Origin of the sequence: Paenarthrobacter sp. OM7, assembly GCF_029873575.1 — a bacterium.
Lineage (GTDB): Bacteria > Actinomycetota > Actinomycetes > Actinomycetales > Micrococcaceae > Arthrobacter.
In genome coordinates this window covers 534,941-555,176 of the sequence record NZ_CP123579.1, presented here as the reverse complement: position 1 = coordinate 555,176, position 20,236 = coordinate 534,941, and the positions used below count along the sequence as shown (strand labels likewise).

Genomic DNA, 20,236 nt, shown 5'->3' with positions numbered 1-20,236 from the left:
CACCCCGGAAACAGGAACAGCCCATGCCCCCTCATGAAATCCTAGGGGCACGGGCTGGACGCAGGCTGTTGATTAAATCAGGCGATGGACGGAACAGCTTCCTCGGAGAAGTCGGAAAGAACCGGGCTGTTGGTTTCGGACTCGCTCCACAAAGGAACACTGTTCATGACGTAGTCCCTTGCGGCCGCGCCCACCATGCTCATTCCGGGATAGATTCTGCGGCCGTTTTCCTTGATGGGCCTGAGACCTTCAAGGCCAAGGGCTGTCTTAAAAGCGGAGTCGGGAATGGGGATTTTACGTCCAAGAACACACCAGCTGATGTACAGGCCATAGAAAGTATCAAAATCCAAGCCGTTCTCAGTGTCGTCCTCAAACACCACGCAATCTCGGATAAAGCTGCTGATTTGGGTGTCGGTCATTACGGGGCCTCCGGCGTCGGAAGAAAAGCGGGCCGCCGGGCTGCATCAGCGAATGTCCTGTTCCCATTATAGACCCCTTATACCGCGGAGTAGCTGGAATACAGGTTAACTCTGGGTTGCGGACACGAATTTCCCCACTCCGGACCCAGGCCCCGGACGGCTCTGGTGCCGGCACCCTCTCCAGCGTAGCGTCGACTATATCCACGCAAACGGCCGGTCTCCCCACAGCAGTCGCCGGCCACAGCAGCCGGAACAGCCAGTGGCAAGGAGCACCAAGTGGTTGGTTGGAATGCTGACACCGCGGCCGGGCCTTTGGGGTCGGGCACGGTCACTTTGGTGGAAGGTTCGTCCTTCTGCATTTCCTCCTCCAACGGAGACATCCATCCCGACCTGCCCCACGGCGTCTTCCATCTGGATACCCGCATTCTTTCGCGGTGGGAACTGACCATCAACGGCCAGGTGGTGGAGCCTTTGGCCGCCGAAATCCGGGAACCCTACCGCGCACTGTTCGCAGGCCGGGTTCCCCGCTCCGATGGCTATGCGGACAGCCCCCTTCTGGTGGAGAGACTCAGGGAAGTCGGGACGGGCATCTTTGAGGAAATCACAGTCCGCAACTACTCCAAGCACCCTGTGGAGTGCCAAATTCTCCTGACCGCCGAGTCGGATTTTGCGGACCTTTTTGAAGTGAAGGAAGCCCGCATCACCCGCGAATGGAAGGAAACCCGCGTCCCTGAGGGTGATTCCCTGGTGATCCGTGGAAAGTGGGAGGGAATCCGCAAGGGCGTGGTGATCCGGGCTGAGGGCGCCGGCGCAGGAGCCCGGGCATTGGGCTTCACGGCTAAGATTCCGTCTTCGGGAAGCTGGAGCACCCGCGTGAGTGTTGTTCCCGCAGGGGATGGCGCAGGAACGCCGTTCGCCCACCCGTCCCGCGGCGACATGTCCCCCAGCGATCGCCGTCGGCAGGAATGGGTAGCCAAGATTCCCCGTCTGCAGGTGGGAAACCGTTCCATACAACGCACTCTCAGCCGCAGTTACGAAGACTTGGGGGCGCTGCGGATCCAGGACCCGGACCATCCGGACAGGGTGGTCGTGGCCGCCGGAGCACCGTGGTTCATGACGTTGTTCGGCCGGGACTCACTGTGGGCATCCGAGATGGCGTTGCCGGTTGACCCGTCGCTGGCGTTGGGGACCCTCCGTACCCTCGCTGACCGGCAAGGAAGGGTGGTGGACCCTGCCAGCGAGGAGGAGCCGGGGAAGATCCTGCATGAAGTCCGGCTCGATGTTTCCAGCAGCCTGGCCTTGGACGGCAAGTCCGCGTACTACGGGAGCGTGGACGCCACTCCCCTTTTTGTGATTGTCCTGGGCTCCGTCAGCCGGTGGGGCTTCGCCAAAGACGTCATTTCGGAGCTGCTCCCCAACGCGGACCGTGCGCTTGACTGGATCAGGGACTACGGCGACCGCGATGGCGACGGTTTCGTGGAGTACGGGCGGCCCAACCAGCACGGGCTCATCAACCAGGGGTGGAAGGACTCCTGGGACGGCATCAACTTTGCCGATGGCACCATTGCTGAGCCACCGTTGGCGCTGTGCGAAGTCCAGGCGTACGTGCATGGCGCCTATATGGCGCGCGCCTGGATGGCGTACGACGACGGCGACCTCCCCTTGGCGGCCGAACTCCGGGAACGCGCGGACCGCCTGAAAAAGAAGTTCAACGAAGAGTTCTGGCTCCCGGACAAGGGCTACTATGCGGTGGCCTTGGATAAGGACAAACGGCCAGTGGACGCGTGCGCTTCGAACATGGGGCACTGCCTGTGGTTTGGCCTGGTGGATGAAGACAAGGCACCGCTGGTGGTGGAACGGTTGATGTCTCCGGAGATGTTCAGCGGATGGGGCGTCCGGACCCTGGCCTCGGACATGGGCGCCTACAACCCGGCCAGCTACCACAACGGGTCAGTGTGGCCGCACGACAATGCGCTGATAGCGGCAGGGCTGCTCCGCTACGGATTCGTGGAGGAAGCCCAGCGTATTGCCACTGCGCTTCTTGACGCTGCGGAGTCCTCGGGCGGAAGACTCCCGGAACTCTTCTGCGGCTTTCCCCGCGAACAGTTGAGGGAACCGGTACCTTACCCAACGGCGTGTTCCCCACAAGCCTGGGCCGCCACCACTCCCATCCAGTTGATCACCGGACTCATGCGGTACGACGCCCACATCTCCCTGGGAGGGCTCTGGCTGGACCCGGTCCTGCCGGCGTCCTTTGGCGACCTGCACATCAGCAACGCCCCCATGGGAAGCGGACGCATCACCATTGACATCGATGGCTCGTCGGCGCAGGTGGAGGGACTTCCCGAGGGCATGACCCTCAACCGCGCACAACGGCCGTGGATCACGGAGCTGGTGGAACGGGCGGAGCTTCGGCGCGCTGAACCCCTTAGCTAGGCATCGATCACCATGTCAGTGCGTGCCGTGGAGCAGCACGGCAGGAACTTGCCGGCGTCGATTTCCCGTGCCCGGATCCCGCCCTGATGGTTCATCTCGACCTCACCGGAAAGCTTGACGATCTTGCACGAGCCGCACATGCCTTCCTTGCAGTTGGCGCCGATCCTGACGCCGGCACGCTGGGCGGGGCCAAGAATGTGCTCGCTGGGGTCGACGCGTACATTAATGCCCGTGCGCATGAAGGACAGGGTGAGGCTGCCCGTTCCCACCGTGTCAAAGCTCGAGGCATCAGGAGTAACAGGCTCCTGCTCCACGTCCGCACCGCCGTCGGAGGCATCCGATCCGGACCCGTCCGGATCGGTAGTTTCCAGCGGCAGGCCCGTGGCCTTCAACGTTCCTCCTGCGTCGTAGCCGGGCTCGTAGAGTCCGAACGCCGTGGGCTGGCTTTCGTAGTAGTCCTCGGCGGAATCGGCGATCTCCTCCGCGATTTCCTCCGCAATATCGGCCGCCAGGGCGAGTTCCGCCTGATATTCGAGGATGGTCTGGCGGTCTCCGGTGAAGAATTCCATGTGGATGGAGGTGTCGTCGACGCCTACCTTCCCCAGGAGTTCGGTGGCCGTGTTCAGGTACCCTTCGGGGCCGCAGGCATAGACCTGCCGGCCGTTGGCATCGGGAGCCACCTGGTCCAGCATGGCCGCCGTCAGCCTTCCGCTGAGCCCTTCCCAGTCGTCGGGTTTGCCGCGATCGCCCAGGGAGTAGAAGACCTTGATGCGCGAGTCCACGGAGGCGATGTAGGCGAGCTCCTTGTTGAAGGCAAAGCCCTCGGCCGCCGCTCCGTGGTAGAGCACCACGACGTCGGCCTCCCCCGGCAGCGAGTGAATGGTCCGCACCATCGACATGATGGGCGTGATCCCCGCCCCAGCGGCCAAGAGCAGGTAGCGTGCCCGCCGGTCGGCGTCCGGCAAGTGGAACGCGCCCACCGGACCAAGCATCTCCAAAACAGTCCCTGGTTTGATGTTCTCGTGCACCCACGGTGAGACCAAGCCCGTGGGATCGCGCTTGACCGTGATGTCGAAGGTCCACGGTTTGGTGGGCGCGCTGGACAGAGAGTAGCTGCGGTCCGCCGGATCCTGGTCCTCGCCGTTCACGGGGAAGGCGACGTTCACGTACTGTCCAGCACGGAAGGCCAGGGGCGCACCGTCGGAGCGACGGAACACGAAGGTCATCATGCCGCCCACTTCGGGAACAATCTCAACGCATTCGGCCATGAACTCCTGCGGATGCCACGGGCCCAAAGCGCGGGCCGCGCTGGCCGGCCCCTCGGTGCTGCCCATCACCCTGTTCCACGGCATCTCAAGGCCGCGGATGCGATGTGGTTCCTGGACTACCGTCTCAGTGAGGAGTTCGGTCATGCCAAGTGCTCCTGGACACGCTGTACGTACCAGTTGATGAAGGCCTCCACCTGGTATTCGCTCTTCATGTAGGGGCCGGGCTCGTAGGCGGGGCTGCCGGCGCCCGTCTGGCACAACTCCACGAACGCCTTGTCCTGCAGGTTGGTCTGCTTCCAGGTGTAGGTGAGCTTTTCCAGGTCGTAGTCCACGCCTTCCACGGCGTCATCGGCCACCAGCCAAGTGGTGCGGACCAGTGACTGGTGTTCGTTGATGGGGAAGACACCGAAGGTGATGACGTGGTCGCTCTGGAAGTGGAACCAGCTGTTGGGCTGCAGGTGCATCGAGCAGCGGCCCAAACGGAAGTCCCGCAAGTCACCGAGCAGCTTCTTGGAAAGCCGGCGGCCATCGGGCGAGAATGACTCGCCCTCGCCGTCGAGCGATTCACGTGAGATGCGGATTCCCGCAATGCGGGTATCGAGCTCCTCCACCACCTCGTAGGGAAGGCCGTAACGGCGGCAACGCTCCTCCAGCGAGGCTTGTGCTTCCTTGTTACGGTCCCATACTTCTTCAAGGTGGGCCGGGATCAAGCCCTCCGTCAGGCCCCAGGTGGGGAAGAGGGAACAGGCCAGCTCAGGGTGGCCATCGCAGTGGTAGCACTCACGGTTGTTCTCCATGACGAGCTTCCAGTTGCCCTCTTCAACGATGTTCTGCTGGTAGGCAATCTTGGTCTTGGAGAGATCGTGTGGAGCGAGGTACGGTTCGAAGATTTTGGAAGTTTCGTCAAAATCTGCCGGCGGCTCGTCTGCGATGCAGACGAAGATGAGTCCGGCAACCACGCGGCTGTGAGCGCGCTTGAGGCCGAAGCAGCCCTTGTCGAACTTGGTCTCGCCCGGCGCCGAGGCGTGGATCAGGTTGCCCTCCGGAGAGTACGTCCAGGAGTGGTAGCCGCAGACCAGGTTTCCGGTTGACCCGGCGGGCTCGGTCAGGACACGGGCACCGCGGTGGCGGCAGACGTTGTGCAGGACGTTCACGCCACCGTCGTCATTGCGCAGCACGATCAGGGAGTAGGGACCATAGTCGACGGTGACGTAGTCGCCCGGCTCCGGCAATTCGGCGATGCTGCCGGCAAAGATCCAGTGCTGGCCAAAAATGGCTTCCATATCGATCTTGAAGATCGTGGCGTCGGTGTAGAAGGGCGCATCGAGGGAATATCCCTTGCGCCGGAACTCGAACAGACCGCTGATCTCCGCCAGCTGCTCTGCAGGCAAAGATGAAGCGAGTTTTCCGCGTGAGTTGAGGGGCAAGACTGGAGCAGACATATGTTTTCCTCCCGGGAGGCATGGGTCAGAGTGTGTTTCGTGGGGAGCACTGCTGCGTTGGGTGCGAGCGGCGTTGTCGAAAACCTTATAGTCATGAGATTAGGGATCATTGAACCGCAACAAAAGCGCAAGATTCAGAAGATAACCGTGCACAATAGGTGCATGATTGATGCGAGGCTCATCACACTCAGGGTGTTTGCCCGCTGCGGCACCATTGGCGCCACAGCGGAGCTCACCGGTTACTCCCCGTCTGCCGTCTCCGCGCAGCTGCGGGAGCTCCAGCGCATGCTGGGAATGCAGCTGCTGACCAAGGATGGACGGGGCGTGCGACTGACCGCCACCGGCCGCTTTCTTGTGACCGGATCAGATACCCTCATTGCCGAATGGGAGAGCCTGCGCGCAGCAGCCATGGAGGCCGGCGACCAGGTGCAGTCACATTTCGGGCTGGGCGGATTCTCGACGGCTGCCGCGCAGTTGCTGGCGCCCCTGGCGGCCACCTTGCGCTCCACTCGCCCCTTGCTGGAGGTCCAAGTACTCGAGGCCAACCCGGCCCGCTGCTTCGACTTATTGGTGGCAGAACGAATCGATCTCGCGGTCATCGTCGCCATGCAATCCGAAACCTACGGCGAGGACGATCCCCGGTTCGAACAGACCGTGCTGCTGGACGATCCCCTGGACGTGATCATTCCCGCTGATCATCCATTGGCACAGCGGGAAACAGTGACGCTCGAAGAGCTTGCCTCGGAACCCTGGATCACCGAAGCCGCCGGCTCCACCTACCACTCCCTCTTCACGGCAGCGTTCACGGCGGTGGGGCTGACACCTCGGATTGCGCATGAGGCCGTTGAGTGGGAAACCCAAATAGCGTTCGTGGGAGCGGGGCTGGGCGTGGGCCTGCTGCCGCGACTGGCCCCCTTGCACAGTGCGGAGAACGTGGTTCGGCTGCGTATCACCGGCAAGGGTAAGCCCACCCGCCGCATTATCGCTGCGGTGCGCAGGGGCAGTATCGCCTCACCACTCATCCAGGAGTCGCTCGGCATTCTTCAGGAGAGCGCTCATCGGATCCTCACGGCCCGCCCCGAGGACGACCGCTGACTTCCGCACCGGGCAGTGGCAGTTCAGGCCCAGACCTGGTAGCCCGTGGATTTATCGAACAGCTTCCGGGTGGAGAGTCCCTCTGCCGCGATCCAGAGCACCGAATCATCATCGGCGGCTTGATCCACCAGACCGGTGAGGACGTGATGGCCCGAAAGCCAAACCTCCACCGTGTGGCCGATCAGCTGGGACCAATCCATGCGGAGGCCACGGCCGTGAACGGTCTTGACCAGAGCAAGGTCCGTCATGGCCTTCACCAGCCGCGCTCTGCGAGGCGGTGGGGCTGGGGAATGTCGTCGACGTTGATGCCCACCATGGCTTCGCCCAAGCCGCGGGAGACCTTGGCGATGACATCCGGGTCGTCGTGGAACGTGGTGGCCTTCACGACGGCGGCGGCGCGCTCTGCCGGGTTGCCCGACTTGAAGATACCGGAACCAACGAACACACCGTCGGCGCCGAGCTGCATCATCATGGCAGCATCAGCCGGGGTGGCGATGCCACCGGCGGTGAACAGCACCACGGGCAGCTTGCCGGTGGCGGCAACTTCCTTGACCAGCTCGTACGGGGCCTGCAATTCCTTGGCCGCAACATAGAGCTCGTCCTCGGGCAGGGCGGCGAGCTTGGCGATCTCGGAACGGATCTTGCGCATGTGCCCGGTGGCGTTGGAAACATCCCCGGTACCGGCCTCGCCCTTGGAACGGATCATCGCCGCGCCCTCGTTGATGCGGCGCAATGCCTCACCAAGGTTGGTGGCACCACAGACGAAGGGAACGGTGAAGTTCCACTTGTCGATGTGGTTGATGTAGTCCGCCGGGGTCAGGACCTCGGACTCGTCGATGTAGTCAACACCGAGGGACTGCAGGACCTGGGCTTCGACGAAGTGGCCGATGCGGGCCTTGGCCATGACCGGGATGGACACGGCGGCGATGATGGCATCGATCATGTCGGGATCGGACATGCGGGACACGCCGCCCTGGGCGCGGATATCGGCCGGGACACGTTCGAGCGCCATGACAGCCACGGCACCGGAATCCTCGGCGATGCGGGCCTGTTCGACGTTAACGACGTCCATGATGACGCCGCCCTTGAGCATCTCAGCCATGCCCCGCTTAACGCGGCTGCTGCCCATCAGCGGGATGTGTTCGAAGAGGAGGGGTCTTGTCGTCATGCGATACTCCAAGGGCTGAAGGCTGTGATTGCATCACAAGCGCCCGGATAGACCAGCGGCAACCGCGGAAGTCTGATATCCGGATGATATATTAGTTGAAGTGTTCAGTATGCAACCGGCCAACCAGAGAGTCAACAGCCGGGAAGGCGCAGGCGGCGCTAGGCCGCGAAAAGCGCCTGACGCACTGCCTGCTCAAACCCACTCACGTGAACCCGGGCCAACTCAGCCGCCTTCTCCTCATCGCCGTCAATAACAGCCCGGAGCAGATCCAGGTGTTCGCGCACGTGGTGCTCCAGATTGGGCAGCCGGTCCAGGACCATGCACCAGATCCGCGTGGCCAGGTTGTCATAGCGGATCAGGACGTCTTCAAGATGGGGATTCGCAGCAGCCGCGTAGATCCCCTGGTGGACACTGGCATCGAGCCGCAGCGTTTCCACTACCGAAGCAGCGCTGACATCGAAAGCTTCCACCGCCTGCATGACATCCCGCAGATGCTGCCTGGTGGCAGGTGAAGCAACCCGGGCCGCCCTTGCGGCAGCCAGTGGCTCCAACTGCGCCCGAATCTCGGAGATGAAAGCCAGGTCCGTTACTTCCACGCGGGTGGCGAACGTGCCCCGCCGCGGATAGGTGATGACCAGCCGGTCCAGTTCCAAACGCTTCAAGGCCTCGCGCACCGGCGTCCGGCCTATCTCCAGGTCCTTGGCAAGCTGATCGTCGTTGAGGAGGTCGCCGGGCTTGATGTCCAGCATCAGGAGGCGATCCCGGAGGCGTTCGTAGGCGAGGTCAGCCAAAGACTTCCTCGTGTCTTCGCCGGCGATTGCCAGAGTTCCAAAAGCCACAGCGCCATCCCCTTCTTCACAACCGAAAAACCTATTGACCTGCCTGAGTCACCAGTATACGCTGAATCCCAATCCTAATATATCAGTTCAGGACCCAGGAATATATCTAAAGGAGGCGACATGACCCTCATGGCGACAGACTCACCGGTAAGCACACTACCCACGCCCGAATTGCTCAAAGAAGAGCAAGCACAGAAGTTCGTACTCACATTGTCGTGCGTCGAACGCGCCGGGATCGTTCAGGCAGTCACCACCTTCCTGTTTGAGCGCGGCTTCAACATCGAAGAACACCAACAGTTCGACGACGGCCTCCGCCAGACATTGCACCTGCGGACCGCTTTCTCGGGCCCGCTGTCCTACTCGCCGGAACGGCTTGAAGAGGAGTTCAGCGCGATTGCCGACCGTTTCGAGATGAAGTTCAGCTTCCATGACCAGACCAAAAAGCGGGTCCTGGTGATGGTGTCCAAGTTTGGGCACTGCTTGAACGACCTCATCTTCCGCTGGCGCGGCGGCAGCCTTGGCGGCGACCTCGTCGTGGTTGTTTCCAACCACGAGACCCACCGGGCCATGGCTGAAGCCGCAGGCTTGCCTTTCGTCTACATTCCCGTCACCCCTGACACCAAGGCAGAGGCTGAACAGCGCCTTCTGGACCTGGTGGAGGAGTACAACGCGGACCTCGTGGTGCTGGCACGCTACATGCAGGTCCTCTCCGACGATCTTTGCCGCGCCCTTGAGGGCCGCGCCATCAACATCCACCACTCATTCCTGCCCGGCTTCAAGGGCGCCCGCCCCTACCACCAGGCCTATGACCGCGGCGTGAAGCTGGTGGGTGCCACTGCCCACTACGTCACCGCGGACCTGGACGAGGGACCGATCATCGAGCAGGAAGTCATCCGCGTCGATCACAGCTACGGCCCCACGACCCTCTCAACCGTGGGCCAGGATGCCGAAGCCCTGGCATTGTCCCGCGCCGTCAGGTGGCATTGCGAACACCGCGTGCTGCTGGACCAGACCAGCACCGTGGTTTTCCGCTAAGCCACCCGTCGCCCCAGACCCCACACAAACTTCAGCAGGAGAACCCCCATGGCATCCACGCCCCGCATTGTCATCATCGGAGCCGGGATCGTCGGCACCAACCTCGCCGACGAACTGGTCACCCGCGGATGGAACAACATCACCGTCCTGGACCAGGGACCCTTGAACATGCCCGGCGGCTCCACGTCCCACGCGCCGGGCCTGGTCTTCCAGACCAACCCGTCAAAGTCCATGGCCCTCTTTGCCAAGTACACGGTGGAAAAACTCCTGTCCCTCACCGAGGACGGCCAGAGCTGCTTCAACCAAGTGGGCGGCCTTGAAGTTGCCACCAATGAGACGCGCCTGGCTGACCTGAAACGCAAGCTCGGCTACGCACAATCGTGGGGCATCGACGGCAAGATCCTCACCCGCGAGGAATGCAAGGAGCTCTACCCCCTGATCAATGAGGAAGACATCCTGGGTGGCCTCCATGTTCCCACCGATGGACTGGCGCTTGCCGCCCGCGCCGTGCAACTGCTCATCAAGCGCACCGAAGCTGCCGGCGTGAAGTACATCGGCAACACCGAGGTCACCGGAATTGAGCAGTCGAACCGCCGCGTAACCGGCGTCGAGACCGCCGAAGGCGTCATCCCGGCGGACATCGTGGTTTCCTGCGCCGGCTTCTGGGGCGCCAAGGTGGGCGAGTTGATCGGGATGTCCGTTCCGCTCCTGCCGTTGGCACACCAGTACGTCAAGACGACGCCGGTTCCCGCCCAAAAGGGCAAGAACGAACTGCCCAACGGCGCCCAGCTGCCCATCCTGCGCCACCAGGACCAGGACCTCTACTACCGCGAGCACGGCGACCGTTACGGCATCGGCTCCTACGCGCACCGCCCCATGCCGGTGGATCTGGATGAGCTGGGCAGCTACGAGCCAAGCAGCATCAGCGAGCACAACATGCCCTCCCGCCTGGACTTCACCCTGGAAGACTTCCTTCCCGCGTGGGAAGCAAGCAAGCAGATCCTGCCGGCACTGCGGGAAAGCGAGATCGAGGATGGCTTCAATGGCATCTTCTCCTTCACCCCGGACGGCGGCTCACTGGTAGGCGAGTCCAAGGAAGTGGACGGGTTCTTCGTGGCCGAGGCCGTGTGGGTCACCCACTCGGCGGGCATCGCCCGCGCCGTGGCCGAACTGCTGGTGGACGGAAAGTCGCAGATTGATCTGGGAGACTGCGACATCCACCGTTTCGAAGAGGTCCAGCTGACCCCCGAATACGTCAGCGAAACGTCCCAGCAGAACTTCGTGGAAATCTACGATGTGATGCACCCGCTCCAGCCCAAGCTCTCCCCCCGCAACCTTCGCGTCAGCCCCTTCCATGCCCGCCACAAGCAGTTGGGCGGCTACTTCCTGGAAGGCGCCGGCTGGGAGCGCCCGTACTGGTTCGAAGCCAACGCCGAGCTCCTCAAGGAAATGCCGGACGACTGGCAGCCCCCGGCCCGTGACGCTTGGTCTGGAATGTTCAGCTCGCCCATCGCCGCAGCCGAGGCCTGGAAGACCCGTACCGCAGTTGCCATGTACGACATGACGCCGCTGAAGCGCCTTGAAGTTTCCGGCCCGGGAGCCCTGAAGTTGCTGCAGGAACTGACCACCGGCGACTTGGCCAAGAAGCCCGGCGCGGTCACGTACACGCTCCTTCTGGACGAGGCCGGCGGCATCCGAAGCGACATCACGGTGGCCCGCCTCAGCGAAGACACCTTCCAGCTGGGCGCCAACGGCAACATCGACACCGCCTACTTCGAGCGCGCAGCCCGGCACCAGACCCAAAACGGCACCGCCGGCGACTGGGTCCAGGTCCGCGACACCACCGGCGGCACCTGCTGCATCGGTTTGTGGGGTCCGTTGGCCCGTGACCTCATCGGCACTGTCAGCAACGATGACTTCAGCAATGACGGCCTGAAGTACTTCCGGTCCAAGAAGGTCACTATTGGAGGCGTCACCGTCACCGCGATGCGCCTGTCCTATGTAGGCGAACTCGGCTGGGAGCTCTACACCAGCGCGGACAACGGGCAGCGCCTCTGGGATGCTTTGTGGAAGGCCGGCCAGCCGTTCGGCGTCATCGCCGCGGGACGTGCCGCCTTCAGCTCCCTGCGACTCGAAAAAGGCTACCGCTCCTGGGGCACGGACATGACCACCGAGCACGATCCCTATGAAGCGGGTCTTGGGTTTGCCGTGAAGATGACCAAGGAGAACTTCGTTGGCAAGGCCGCACTGGAAGGACGCACCGAGGAAGGCTCGGCCCGTCGCCTGCGCTGCCTGACGGTCGACGACGGCAGGAGCCTGGTGCTGGGCAAGGAACCGGTGTTCTATAAGGACCAAGCAGTGGGTTACGTGACCAGCGCCGCCTACGGTTACTCGGTCCGGAAGCCGATTGCCTACGCGTACCTGCCCGCTGCAGTATCAATCGGAGACTCCGTGGAAATCGAGTATTTCGGCCGCCGCATCCAGGCGACCGTGACCCAGGATCCGCTGTACGACCCCACCATGAGCAGGCTCCGCGGCTAACACCCCGAAGTTCGCCACAGCATGCGGCCCGGGCCCCTTCCTCCTTCGCGGCCGGGAGGGTCCGGGCCGCAGCTTTTGCCCCTCAGCCTTCTCCCCCAGTTCAGCCTTTCCCCAGTTCAGCCAGGACGGCACATGATCAGCTCAGAAACCATCAATGACTACCTTTCCCGGCTCGCCTCACGTCAGCCGACCCCCGGTGGCGGCGCAGCTGCGGCCCTGCATGCAGCACAGGGTGCTGCCTTGGTGGCCATGGTGGCCAGATACACCACAGGACCAAAATATGAGCAGCACGCGACACTCGTCGCCAGGATCACCAGCGCAGCCGACCACTTGATCATTGAGGCATTGCGTCTGGCGGACGCCGACGAACACGCGTTCCAGTCCGTCATCGATTCCTACAAGCTGCCCTCCGACACCGAGCAGCTCAAGGCAACAAAGGCCGACGCCATCCGGGACGCCCTGGTCCAGGCCGCCCACACACCGGCCCAGCTCATCAAGGTTTCCGGTGAGGTGGTGGACCTCGCCACCGAACTTATCGACGTGGCCAACCCCAACGTCATCAGCGACGTCGCAGCGGCAGCAGATGCAGCCCGCGCTGCCGCCACCACTGCCCGGGTCAACATCGACATCAACGTGGTGGCCATCAAAGACACCGCAGCCCGCACACGTTTAGCGGACCAGACGGATGGCCTTGAGGACAAAGTTGTCCTGGCCGCCGACTCCCTGGTCAAGCGTGTCCGCGAAAGGATCCTCTCATGACCACTGCAGTTCTTTCCGGCAAGGGACTCGCTTCCCTGATCCGGCAGCAAGCCCAGGACGAGGCCCGCAGCCTGGGCTCCGATGGAATGCGGCCCACCCTCGCTGTTGTGGTGGCTACGGAGGACGAGTCAACGCTCTGGTACGTCCGTTCGATCGAGCGTTCAGCAGAACGCGCAGGAATTGGATGCAGGATTGTTGATCTTGGCCACGACGCCAGCGAACAAGCATTGGCCAATGTCCTGGCCGACCTCAGCGCGGAGCCGACCGTCCACGGCATCATCCTCCAAACTCCCCTGCCTGCCGCCGTTCGGGCAGACCGGTTGGTGGGGCTCATCTCCCCGGAGAAGGACATCGACGGCGCCAATCCCCTCAGCCTCGGCCGCCTGGCTGTTGGCCAACCGGCATTCGCGCCGGCTACCGCGCGGGCGGTGGTGGAACTGCTGGACCACTTCGAGATCCCGGTTGCGGGCCGGAACGTCACCGTCGTCGGACGTTCCGCCGTTGTGGGCAAGCCGCTGTCCCTGCTCCTGTTGGAGCGGGACGCGACCGTCACCATCTGCCATTCCAAGTCGGGACCGCTGGAACGCCATACCCGGCCCGCCGACGTCGTGGTTGTTGCCGCCGGTCGCACCGGGCTGCTGAAGGGCAGTGATGTCTCACCGGAGACGGTAGTGATCGACGTCGGAACAAACGTCCTGCCCGACGGTTCGCTGGTGGGAGACGTCGACGAAGCCAGTGTCACCGGAGTCGCCGCCGGCCTGAGTCCGGTTCCAGGCGGTGTGGGGTCGGTGACCACAGCACTGTTGCTGCTTCACACAGCGGAAGCCGCCCGGCAGCAGTCCCCCACCGCGCTGCTGGCTGCTTCCAGTTCCCGGATCTGAAGGGTTTCCCATGCATTCCAAAGCTCCACGCGAGAACATTGATGAGTCGAAGCTGACCGTCAGCAAACCCAAGACCAAGGCCGTGGGCATCCCGGCTGTTGCCAATGCCTTAAAGATTTCGCTGGAACAGATGGGGCCGCTCCGCAGCGTCCAGACCCTGCTGGCAGTGAACCAGTTGGACGGGTTCGACTGCATGGGTTGCGCCTGGCCTGAGCATGAGAAGCGCAATGCGGCAGAATTCTGCGAGAACGGTGCCAAGGCCGTAGCCGAGGAAGCCACCCGCCGCCGCGTCACGCCGGAGTTCTTCGCTCAGCATTCCGTTGCCGAGCTCAAGACCCGCGATGATTTCTGGTTGGGCCAGCAAGGCCGGATTACCCATCCGATGTTCCTCGATGAAGGCGCAACGCATTACACACCCATCGGCTGGGATGCAGCGTATGACCTCATGGCCGAGGAGCTTCGGGGGATGGACCACCCCGATCAGGCGGTGTTTTACACCTCCGGCCGCACATCCAATGAAGCAGCATTCGTGTACCAGTTGCTGGTTCGCGGCATTGGTACGAACAATCTCCCGGACTGTTCCAACATGTGCCACGAGTCCTCCGGCTCAGCGCTGGTGGAAACCATCGGCATTGGCAAGGGCTCTGTCAGCCTGACGGACCTGGAAACGGCGTCACTGATTTTTGTTGCAGGCCAGAACCCCGGCACCAACCACCCGCGTATGCTCAGTGCCCTGGAAAAGGCAAAGAAGAACGGCGCGGTCATCGTGTCCGTCAACCCCCTTCCCGAGGCCGGGCTCCTGCACTTCGAGAACCCGCAACATGTGGCCGGCATGATTCAAGGGACCCAGCTGACGGATGACTTCCTGCAGATCCGCGCCGGCGGGGACCAGGCCCTTTTCCAAGGTCTTGGCAAATATCTGGTGGAAGCCGAAGCCGCTGGACGGAACACCCCCGGACTGCAAACGGTGCTGGACCACAACTTCATTGAGAACCACACGGTGGGCCTCAACGACTATCTGCGTTTCCTGGAAAAGGTGGAGTGGGATGACATTGTGGAGGCATCGGGCCTGACTCTGGAGCAGATCCAGGCAACCGGAGAGCGGATGCTCGCATCCAACGCCACCATCGTGTGCTGGGCCATGGGACTGACCCAGCACAAGCATTCCGTTCCTACCCTCCGCGATGTGGTCAACGTCCTGCTGCTCCAGGGCAACATCGGCAAGCCCGGCGCAGGCGTCTGCCCGGTGCGCGGCCACTCCAACGTCCAAGGTGACCGAACCATGGGCATCTTCGAAAAAATGCCGGAGACGTTCCACGACCGGCTGGACCAGGAATTCGGGTTCCGCTCTCCGCGGGAGCATGGCTTTGACACCGTGGCAGCCATCCGGGCAATGCGCGACGGGAAAGTCCGTTTCTTCATGGGAATGGGCGGCAACTTCGTCCGGGCCGCCCCCGACTCGGAGGTTACCGAGCTGGCCTTGGCCAACACCCGGTTGAGTGTCCAGATCTCCACGAAACTGAACCACTCCCACTTGTCCACCGGACGCCGGGCATTGATCCTGCCCACCCTTGGACGCACCGAGAAAGATACCCAGCGCACAGGCGATCAACGGGTCACCGTGGAAGATTCCATGAGCGCCGTTCACGCATCAAGGGGACGCCTCAAGCCCGCCAGTGACCACCTCCACTCCGAAGTGGCGATCGTCTGCAACCTTGCGGACAGGCTGTTCACAGACGGCCACCAACGCCTGCCCAACACACCGCAGGCCTCATGGCTGGCCATGCGGGACGACTACACCCTGATCCGGAAGCACATCGAAGCCGTGTTTGACGGTTTTGAGGACTTCGAGGCGCGGATCCAGCATCCTGGCGGCTTTGTGCTCCCCCACCCGCCACGCGATGCCAGGAAGTTCGACACCGCGTCCGGGAAGGCGCACTTCACAGGCAACGAACTGGAGTTCATTAAGATCCCTCCCGGCCGGTTGGTCCTTCAAACCCTGCGCTCCCACGACCAGTACAACACCACCATTTACGGCAAGGACGACCGCTACCGCGGCATCCACGGTGGCCGTCGGGTGGTGTTGATCAACGCGGAGGACATCACCGAACTGGGATTTGCCGACGGGGACATGGTCCACTTGATCTCCGAATTCCAAGGAACGGACCGCCGGGCCGAGAACTTCCGTCTCGTGGCCTATTCGACGCCCAAGGGGTGCGCCGCCGCCTACTACCCGGAAACCAACGTCCTGGTGCCCCTCGATTCCGTAGCGGATACCAGTGGGACACCCACATCGAAGTCCGTGATCATCAGGCTGGAGAAAGCCTAGACAACGCTGTACAGCATGAGCTGTGTCACATAGGATGACTGATATATCTATAGACGTTCATCTGAATATCAGCTGTCCGGTTGTCCGTGAATGGTGCTTCGGTGGCCTGAAACCTGGGGAGGTATTTCTTCACCGAAGCACCACTTTCGGACCATTGGGCAGCATATTCCAGCACTAGCCAAAGAACAGGGAGTGACCATGTCAGGAAACAGAGCAGTCGCCTACAAGGAACCCGGTGTCGTGGAGATCATCGACACTGACTACCCAACGTTTGAGCTTAAAGACGGGCCGGGCGTCAACCCAGCAAACGTGGGGCGGAAAGTGCCACACGGCGCGATCCTCCGCACCGTGACCACCAACATCTGCGGTTCGGACCAGCACATGGTCCGTGGCCGCACCACAGCTCCACAGGACCTGGTGCTCGGCCACGAAATCACCGGCGAAGTGGTGGAGGTGGGACCAGACGTCGAGTTCATCAAGGTGGGTGACATCGTCTCGGTGCCGTTCAATATCTCCTGCGGCCGCTGCCGGAACTGCAAGGAGCAGAAGACCGGAATCTGCCTCAACGTCAACCCCGACCGCCCGGGCAGCGCCTACGGCTACGTGGACATGGGAGGCTGGGTGGGCGGCCAGGCAGAGTTTGTGCTGGTTCCCTACGCTGACTGGAACCTGCTGCGCTTCCCGGACCGCGATCAGGCGCTTGAGAAGATCATGGACTTGACCATGCTCTCCGACATCTTCCCCACGGGTTTCCATGGCGCCGTCACCGCCGGCGTCGGCGTGGGTTCCACGGTGTATGTCGCAGGTGCCGGGCCCGTGGGCCTTGCTGCCGCCGTCGGCGCCCAACTGCTGGGCGCCGCCGTCGTGATCGTGGGCGACATGAACGAAGACCGACTGGCGCAGGCGCGCTCCTTCGGCTGTGAAACCGTCAATGTGTCCAATGGCGACCCCAAGGAACAGATCGCGCAGATCCTCGGTGTTCCCGAGGTGGACTGTGGCGTGGATGCTGTGGGCTTCGAAGCCCGCGGTCACGGTAAGGACGCCTCCCACGAGGCCCCCGCCACCGTGCTGAACTCCCTCATGGACATCACGGCCGCCGGCGGATCCCTGGGCATCCCCGGGCTCTATGTCACCGGCGACCCGGGCGGAATCGACGAAGCCGCGAAGCACGGCTCCCTCTCGCTGTCCCTTGGTACCGGCTGGGCCAAGTCCTTGTCCTTCACCACTGGACAATGCCCGGTCATGAAGTACAACCGTCAGTTAATGATGGCCATCCTGCATGACAAGGTCCAGATCGCCAAGGCAGTCAACGCCCAGGCGATCCCGCTCGAGGACGCTCCCCGCGGCTACGCTGAATTCGACGCCGGAGCGGCAACAAAGTTCGTCCTGAACCCCAACGGTTACGTGAAGGCCTGATACACCACGGGCTCAGGACGCACCACGGGCACCGGGGACTGCGCGGCATCAGTACGGGAAGGCCGGGCAGTCCCCGGTATCTGCGTTAAAACAACAGCACCACCTCAGGAAGCGAAGATCATGCTGACTCAAGACGTCGCCGCCGGCACTTCCCTTTCCCGGCGGCACGCACCCACCTGGGCCGAAGCCCGCCATGTGGCCTACCACTGCGGCGGCCCGCTCCCTGCCGTGAGCGCCACTCTCCGTGAATCTATCGGACGAACCCTGACCAGCGCAGTCACCGCACAACGGAATCTGCCCCACTACGCATCGTCAGCCATGGACGGCTGGGCCATCAACGGCAGCGGTCCATGGACCCTTACCTTGCCAGGGCGGCAACTCGACGCCGGAGAAGCCAGCGTCATTGCCACCGGCGGGCTCGTACCCACCGGCGCCACAGCAGTCCTGCGCAAGGAAAGCGGCCACGTCTCCGGGGACGGATCCGGCATCCAACGCCTCACACTGACTCCTGACGCGCCACCGGAAGAGGCACGTCCCGGCCGGCACATCCGTCCAGCCGGAGAAGAAGCCTTACGCGGCGACGTCCTGATTCCCGCCGGCACACTCCTCAACCCTGCGCACATCGCCCTGGCCGCCGTCGCGGGCCACGATGACCTCCAGGTGCAGCGCAAGCCGAGGGTCGCCGTCGTACTGACCGGTTCGGAAGTCGTGACCTCGGGCGAGCCGGCACCGGGACAGGTCCGCGACGCGTTCGGACCGCAACTGGATACCGTCATCCTGCAGTTGGGCGCGGAGCCCGCCGGCCAGCTCAGGATTGGCGATTCGTATGAGGAATGGCTGGCAGCGCTGGGAAATGCTCCTGAGGGCTTACCGCCGGACGTAACCATCACCACCGGCGGGACAGGCAAATCCGGGACGGACCATTTCCGCGATGCCCTTGCTGCGCTCGGCGGCAGGCTCCTCCTGGACGGCATTGCAATGAGACCCGGTCACCCTGCCGTGTTGGCTGAACTTCCCGATGGCCGATTCGTCATCGGCCTCCCCGGGAATCCGCTGGCCGCCATGATGGCGCTCATGACCCTCGGCGAACCCCTGCTGGCCGCACTGGGAAACCGGAGCCTTCGGGCAGCCCGCCGGGTGACGTCCGGGGCGGACATCGATCCCTGCCCAGGGCGGACGCGGCTGATGCCGTGCACTTTTATCCACGACCTCGCATTCCCCACTTCCCGCACGGGTCCGGGGATGATGCGTGGGCTTGCCTGGGCCGACGGCTACATGGCCGTTCCCCCCGAAGGGGTGGCAGCCGGCGCGCCTGTTTCCGTCCTGCCGCTGCCGTGGACGGCTCCCAATGCGTAGATGACGCGGGTCCCAAGAAGTGAAAGGGTCCGTGCAAAACTCCGTCTAGGATGAGGAAAGACGAGCGTGCAGGCCGGACAGCGCTACCAGCCCAGGTCCGGCCTGCCTGGACAACGACACGAGGCATCATGGCCGCACGCAGCAACCCGGAGATCGACAAGGACGCAGACGCCCAAGGCGGCGGCGTCCAATCTGTGGACCGTGCGCTCCAGATCCTGGAAATCCTGGCCCGTGAAGGCGATGCCGGAGTCAGTGAAATCGCGGAAGAAATGGGCATCCACAAATCCACCGTGTCCAGGCTGGTGGGCTCCTTGGTGAACCGGGACATCGTCCGGCAGAACAGTGAACGCGGCAAGTATCAGCTGGGCTTTGGGATCCTCCGCCTGGCATCTTCCATTCCCGGCAGGCTGAGCGTGGTGCATGAAGCACGGGAAGTCCTGGAAGCACTGGCGGCCGAGTACAAGGAGACCGTCAACCTGGCCGTCCTGCGATCGAACTATGCCGTCAACGTGGATCAGGCAATGGGACCCTCAACCCTGGCCACCTACGACTGGGTGGGCAGCCTGACGCCGTTGCACGCCACGTCCAGTGGCAAGGTTCTTCTTGCCGCGCTGACCGCCGACGAACGCAACCAGATCCTCAAGGCCGTGGGCCTGCCCGCGCGTACGCCGCGGACTGTAACGAACCGCGGGGAGCTCGAAAAGCAACTGCTGGACGTGGCCCGCAACGGGTACGCCACAGTCCACGAAGAGTTTGAAATTGGCCTTACCGCCATCGCAGTGCCCATCTTCAACCATGCGGGAAGCGTTATTGCGGCCGTCAGTATTTCCGGACCAGCATTCCGTTTTTCGCCGGAGGACCAGCCAGGGCTTATTGAGGGCCTTCGGGAAGCCGGGCTGACTATCAGCACCCGGATGGGCTACAGGCAGCGCTAGCCCTAGCCACACACTGCGGACGCGCTATTCGCAACGAACCCCATGATACGCAACGCTTTACTTCTAGCCAATTGATATATCAATCTGCTGTTAAAGAGCGTGGATCCCTTGACTTTGGATGTGACGGAGCGCACTCTGTTGCATAGCGCGGATGTTGTTGATTCCTGCGGAACACGGCTTGGAGCAGTCAACCGCCACCGTCCCACGAACCAGAAGAGGTGCATCATCCCTATCGCCTGCCCGATCCGTGACCGCGCACCCGGGGAGGCGCCACGGCCCGCCATGACCATCGGATCGGAGGAAGACCCAACCTTCCC

At 62.9% G+C, this 20,236-nt stretch carries 16 protein-coding genes; 10 read left to right on the top strand and 6 right to left on the bottom strand.

Features of this window, described 5'->3' with window-relative positions:
• Window positions 1–77: 77 nt before the first annotated feature.
• Window positions 78–419 (bottom strand): hypothetical protein, encoded by a 342-nt coding sequence (locus QEH68_RS02720; RefSeq protein WP_207596057.1) that lies wholly within the window; start codon window positions 417–419, stop codon window positions 78–80.
• A 276-nt stretch (window positions 420–695) separates the two neighbouring features.
• Between QEH68_RS02720 and QEH68_RS02715 the strand changes: the two genes are divergently transcribed.
• The gene (locus QEH68_RS02715; protein ID WP_280626331.1) at window positions 696–2,855 is read left to right on the top strand and encodes a glycogen debranching N-terminal domain-containing protein; all 2,160 of its coding nucleotides are present in this window, start codon (window positions 696–698) and stop codon (window positions 2,853–2,855) included.
• Here the strand turns inward: QEH68_RS02715 and QEH68_RS02710 are convergent.
• Entirely contained in the window at window positions 2,852–4,267 is a 1,416-nt protein-coding gene (locus QEH68_RS02710; protein ID WP_280626330.1) for a ferredoxin reductase, read from the bottom strand. The two genes, QEH68_RS02715 and QEH68_RS02710, sit on opposite strands and share 4 nt — an antisense overlap.
• Window positions 4,264–5,565, bottom strand: coding sequence for an aromatic ring-hydroxylating dioxygenase subunit alpha (locus QEH68_RS02705; protein ID WP_280626329.1), 1,302 nt, complete (start codon window positions 5,563–5,565; stop codon window positions 4,264–4,266). The genes QEH68_RS02710 and QEH68_RS02705 overlap by 4 nt, the downstream gene beginning before the upstream one ends.
• A 162-nt stretch (window positions 5,566–5,727) precedes the next feature.
• On the opposite strand from QEH68_RS02705, the gene QEH68_RS02700 reads away from it, so the two are divergent.
• Window positions 5,728–6,660, top strand: a complete 933-nt coding sequence (locus QEH68_RS02700; protein WP_280626328.1) for a LysR family transcriptional regulator — start codon at window positions 5,728–5,730, stop codon at window positions 6,658–6,660.
• 23 nt (window positions 6,661–6,683) lie between these two features.
• Here the strand turns inward: QEH68_RS02700 and QEH68_RS02695 are convergent, their stop codons facing one another.
• From QEH68_RS02695 to QEH68_RS02685, 3 genes are all read right to left on the bottom strand, one after another.
• Window positions 6,684–6,908, bottom strand: a complete 225-nt coding sequence (locus QEH68_RS02695) for a hypothetical protein (RefSeq protein ID WP_280626327.1) — start codon at window positions 6,906–6,908, stop codon at window positions 6,684–6,686.
• A gap of 5 nt (window positions 6,909–6,913) precedes the next feature.
• Window positions 6,914–7,828, bottom strand: a complete 915-nt coding sequence (gene pdxS, locus QEH68_RS02690) for a pyridoxal 5'-phosphate synthase lyase subunit PdxS (protein ID WP_280626326.1) — start codon at window positions 7,826–7,828, stop codon at window positions 6,914–6,916.
• A 158-nt stretch (window positions 7,829–7,986) separates the two neighbouring features.
• Window positions 7,987–8,667, bottom strand: a complete 681-nt coding sequence (locus QEH68_RS02685) for a GntR family transcriptional regulator (RefSeq protein WP_089593453.1) — start codon at window positions 8,665–8,667, stop codon at window positions 7,987–7,989.
• 120 nt (window positions 8,668–8,787) lie between these two features.
• On the opposite strand from QEH68_RS02685, the gene purU reads away from it, so the two are divergent.
• From purU to QEH68_RS02645, 8 genes are all read left to right on the top strand, one after another.
• Complete coding sequence (purU, locus tag QEH68_RS02680) at window positions 8,788–9,702, top strand: formyltetrahydrofolate deformylase (protein WP_207596052.1); 915 nt, start codon at window positions 8,788–8,790, stop codon at window positions 9,700–9,702.
• Between the two features lie 48 nt (window positions 9,703–9,750).
• Window positions 9,751–12,243, top strand: coding sequence for an FAD-dependent oxidoreductase (locus QEH68_RS02675; RefSeq protein WP_280626325.1), 2,493 nt, complete (start codon window positions 9,751–9,753; stop codon window positions 12,241–12,243).
• 132 nt (window positions 12,244–12,375) lie between these two features.
• The gene (locus QEH68_RS02670; RefSeq protein WP_280626324.1) at window positions 12,376–13,002 is read left to right on the top strand and encodes a cyclodeaminase/cyclohydrolase family protein; all 627 of its coding nucleotides are present in this window, start codon (window positions 12,376–12,378) and stop codon (window positions 13,000–13,002) included.
• On the top strand, window positions 12,999–13,883 hold the full coding sequence (locus tag QEH68_RS02665; RefSeq protein ID WP_280626323.1) for a bifunctional 5,10-methylenetetrahydrofolate dehydrogenase/5,10-methenyltetrahydrofolate cyclohydrolase: 885 nt from the start codon (window positions 12,999–13,001) through the stop codon (window positions 13,881–13,883). The genes QEH68_RS02670 and QEH68_RS02665 overlap by 4 nt, the downstream gene beginning before the upstream one ends.
• 10 nt (window positions 13,884–13,893) lie before the next feature.
• Window positions 13,894–16,212 (top strand): FdhF/YdeP family oxidoreductase, encoded by a 2,319-nt coding sequence (locus QEH68_RS02660; protein ID WP_280626322.1) that lies wholly within the window; start codon window positions 13,894–13,896, stop codon window positions 16,210–16,212.
• Window positions 16,213–16,410: 198 nt separating this feature from the next.
• Window positions 16,411–17,628, top strand: coding sequence for a formaldehyde dehydrogenase, glutathione-independent (gene fdhA / locus QEH68_RS02655; RefSeq protein WP_207596047.1), 1,218 nt, complete (start codon window positions 16,411–16,413; stop codon window positions 17,626–17,628).
• 120 nt (window positions 17,629–17,748) lie between these two features.
• Window positions 17,749–18,984 (top strand): molybdopterin molybdotransferase MoeA, encoded by a 1,236-nt coding sequence (locus QEH68_RS02650; RefSeq protein ID WP_280626321.1) that lies wholly within the window; start codon window positions 17,749–17,751, stop codon window positions 18,982–18,984.
• A 128-nt stretch (window positions 18,985–19,112) separates the two neighbouring features.
• Entirely contained in the window at window positions 19,113–19,919 is an 807-nt protein-coding gene (locus tag QEH68_RS02645; protein WP_207596045.1) for an IclR family transcriptional regulator, read from the top strand.
• The last annotated feature ends 317 nt before the right edge of the window (window positions 19,920–20,236 follow it).

Excerpts from the sequence above, each read along its gene's own strand:
- QEH68_RS02705 (WP_280626329.1), bottom strand. The coding sequence starts at position 5,565 with ATGTCTGCTCCAGTCTTGCCCCTCAACTCACGCGGAAAACTCGCTTCA.
- QEH68_RS02695 (WP_280626327.1), bottom strand. The coding sequence starts at position 6,908 with ATGACGGACCTTGCTCTGGTCAAGACCGTTCACGGCCGTGGCCTCCGC.
- QEH68_RS02645 (WP_207596045.1), top strand. The coding sequence starts at position 19,113 with ATGGCCGCACGCAGCAACCCGGAGATCGACAAGGACGCAGACGCCCAA.
- purU (WP_207596052.1), top strand. The coding sequence starts at position 8,788 with ATGACCCTCATGGCGACAGACTCACCGGTAAGCACACTACCCACGCCC.
- pdxS (WP_280626326.1), bottom strand. The coding sequence starts at position 7,828 with ATGACGACAAGACCCCTCCTCTTCGAACACATCCCGCTGATGGGCAGC.
- QEH68_RS02720 (WP_207596057.1), bottom strand. The coding sequence starts at position 419 with ATGACCGACACCCAAATCAGCAGCTTTATCCGAGATTGCGTGGTGTTT.
- QEH68_RS02665 (WP_280626323.1), top strand. The coding sequence starts at position 12,999 with ATGACCACTGCAGTTCTTTCCGGCAAGGGACTCGCTTCCCTGATCCGG.
- QEH68_RS02660 (WP_280626322.1), top strand. The coding sequence starts at position 13,894 with ATGCATTCCAAAGCTCCACGCGAGAACATTGATGAGTCGAAGCTGACC.
- QEH68_RS02675 (WP_280626325.1), top strand. The coding sequence starts at position 9,751 with ATGGCATCCACGCCCCGCATTGTCATCATCGGAGCCGGGATCGTCGGC.
- QEH68_RS02650 (WP_280626321.1), top strand. The coding sequence starts at position 17,749 with ATGCTGACTCAAGACGTCGCCGCCGGCACTTCCCTTTCCCGGCGGCAC.
- fdhA (WP_207596047.1), top strand. The coding sequence starts at position 16,411 with ATGTCAGGAAACAGAGCAGTCGCCTACAAGGAACCCGGTGTCGTGGAG.
- QEH68_RS02710 (WP_280626330.1), bottom strand. The coding sequence starts at position 4,267 with ATGACCGAACTCCTCACTGAGACGGTAGTCCAGGAACCACATCGCATC.
- QEH68_RS02670 (WP_280626324.1), top strand. The coding sequence starts at position 12,376 with ATGATCAGCTCAGAAACCATCAATGACTACCTTTCCCGGCTCGCCTCA.
- QEH68_RS02700 (WP_280626328.1), top strand. The coding sequence starts at position 5,728 with ATGATTGATGCGAGGCTCATCACACTCAGGGTGTTTGCCCGCTGCGGC.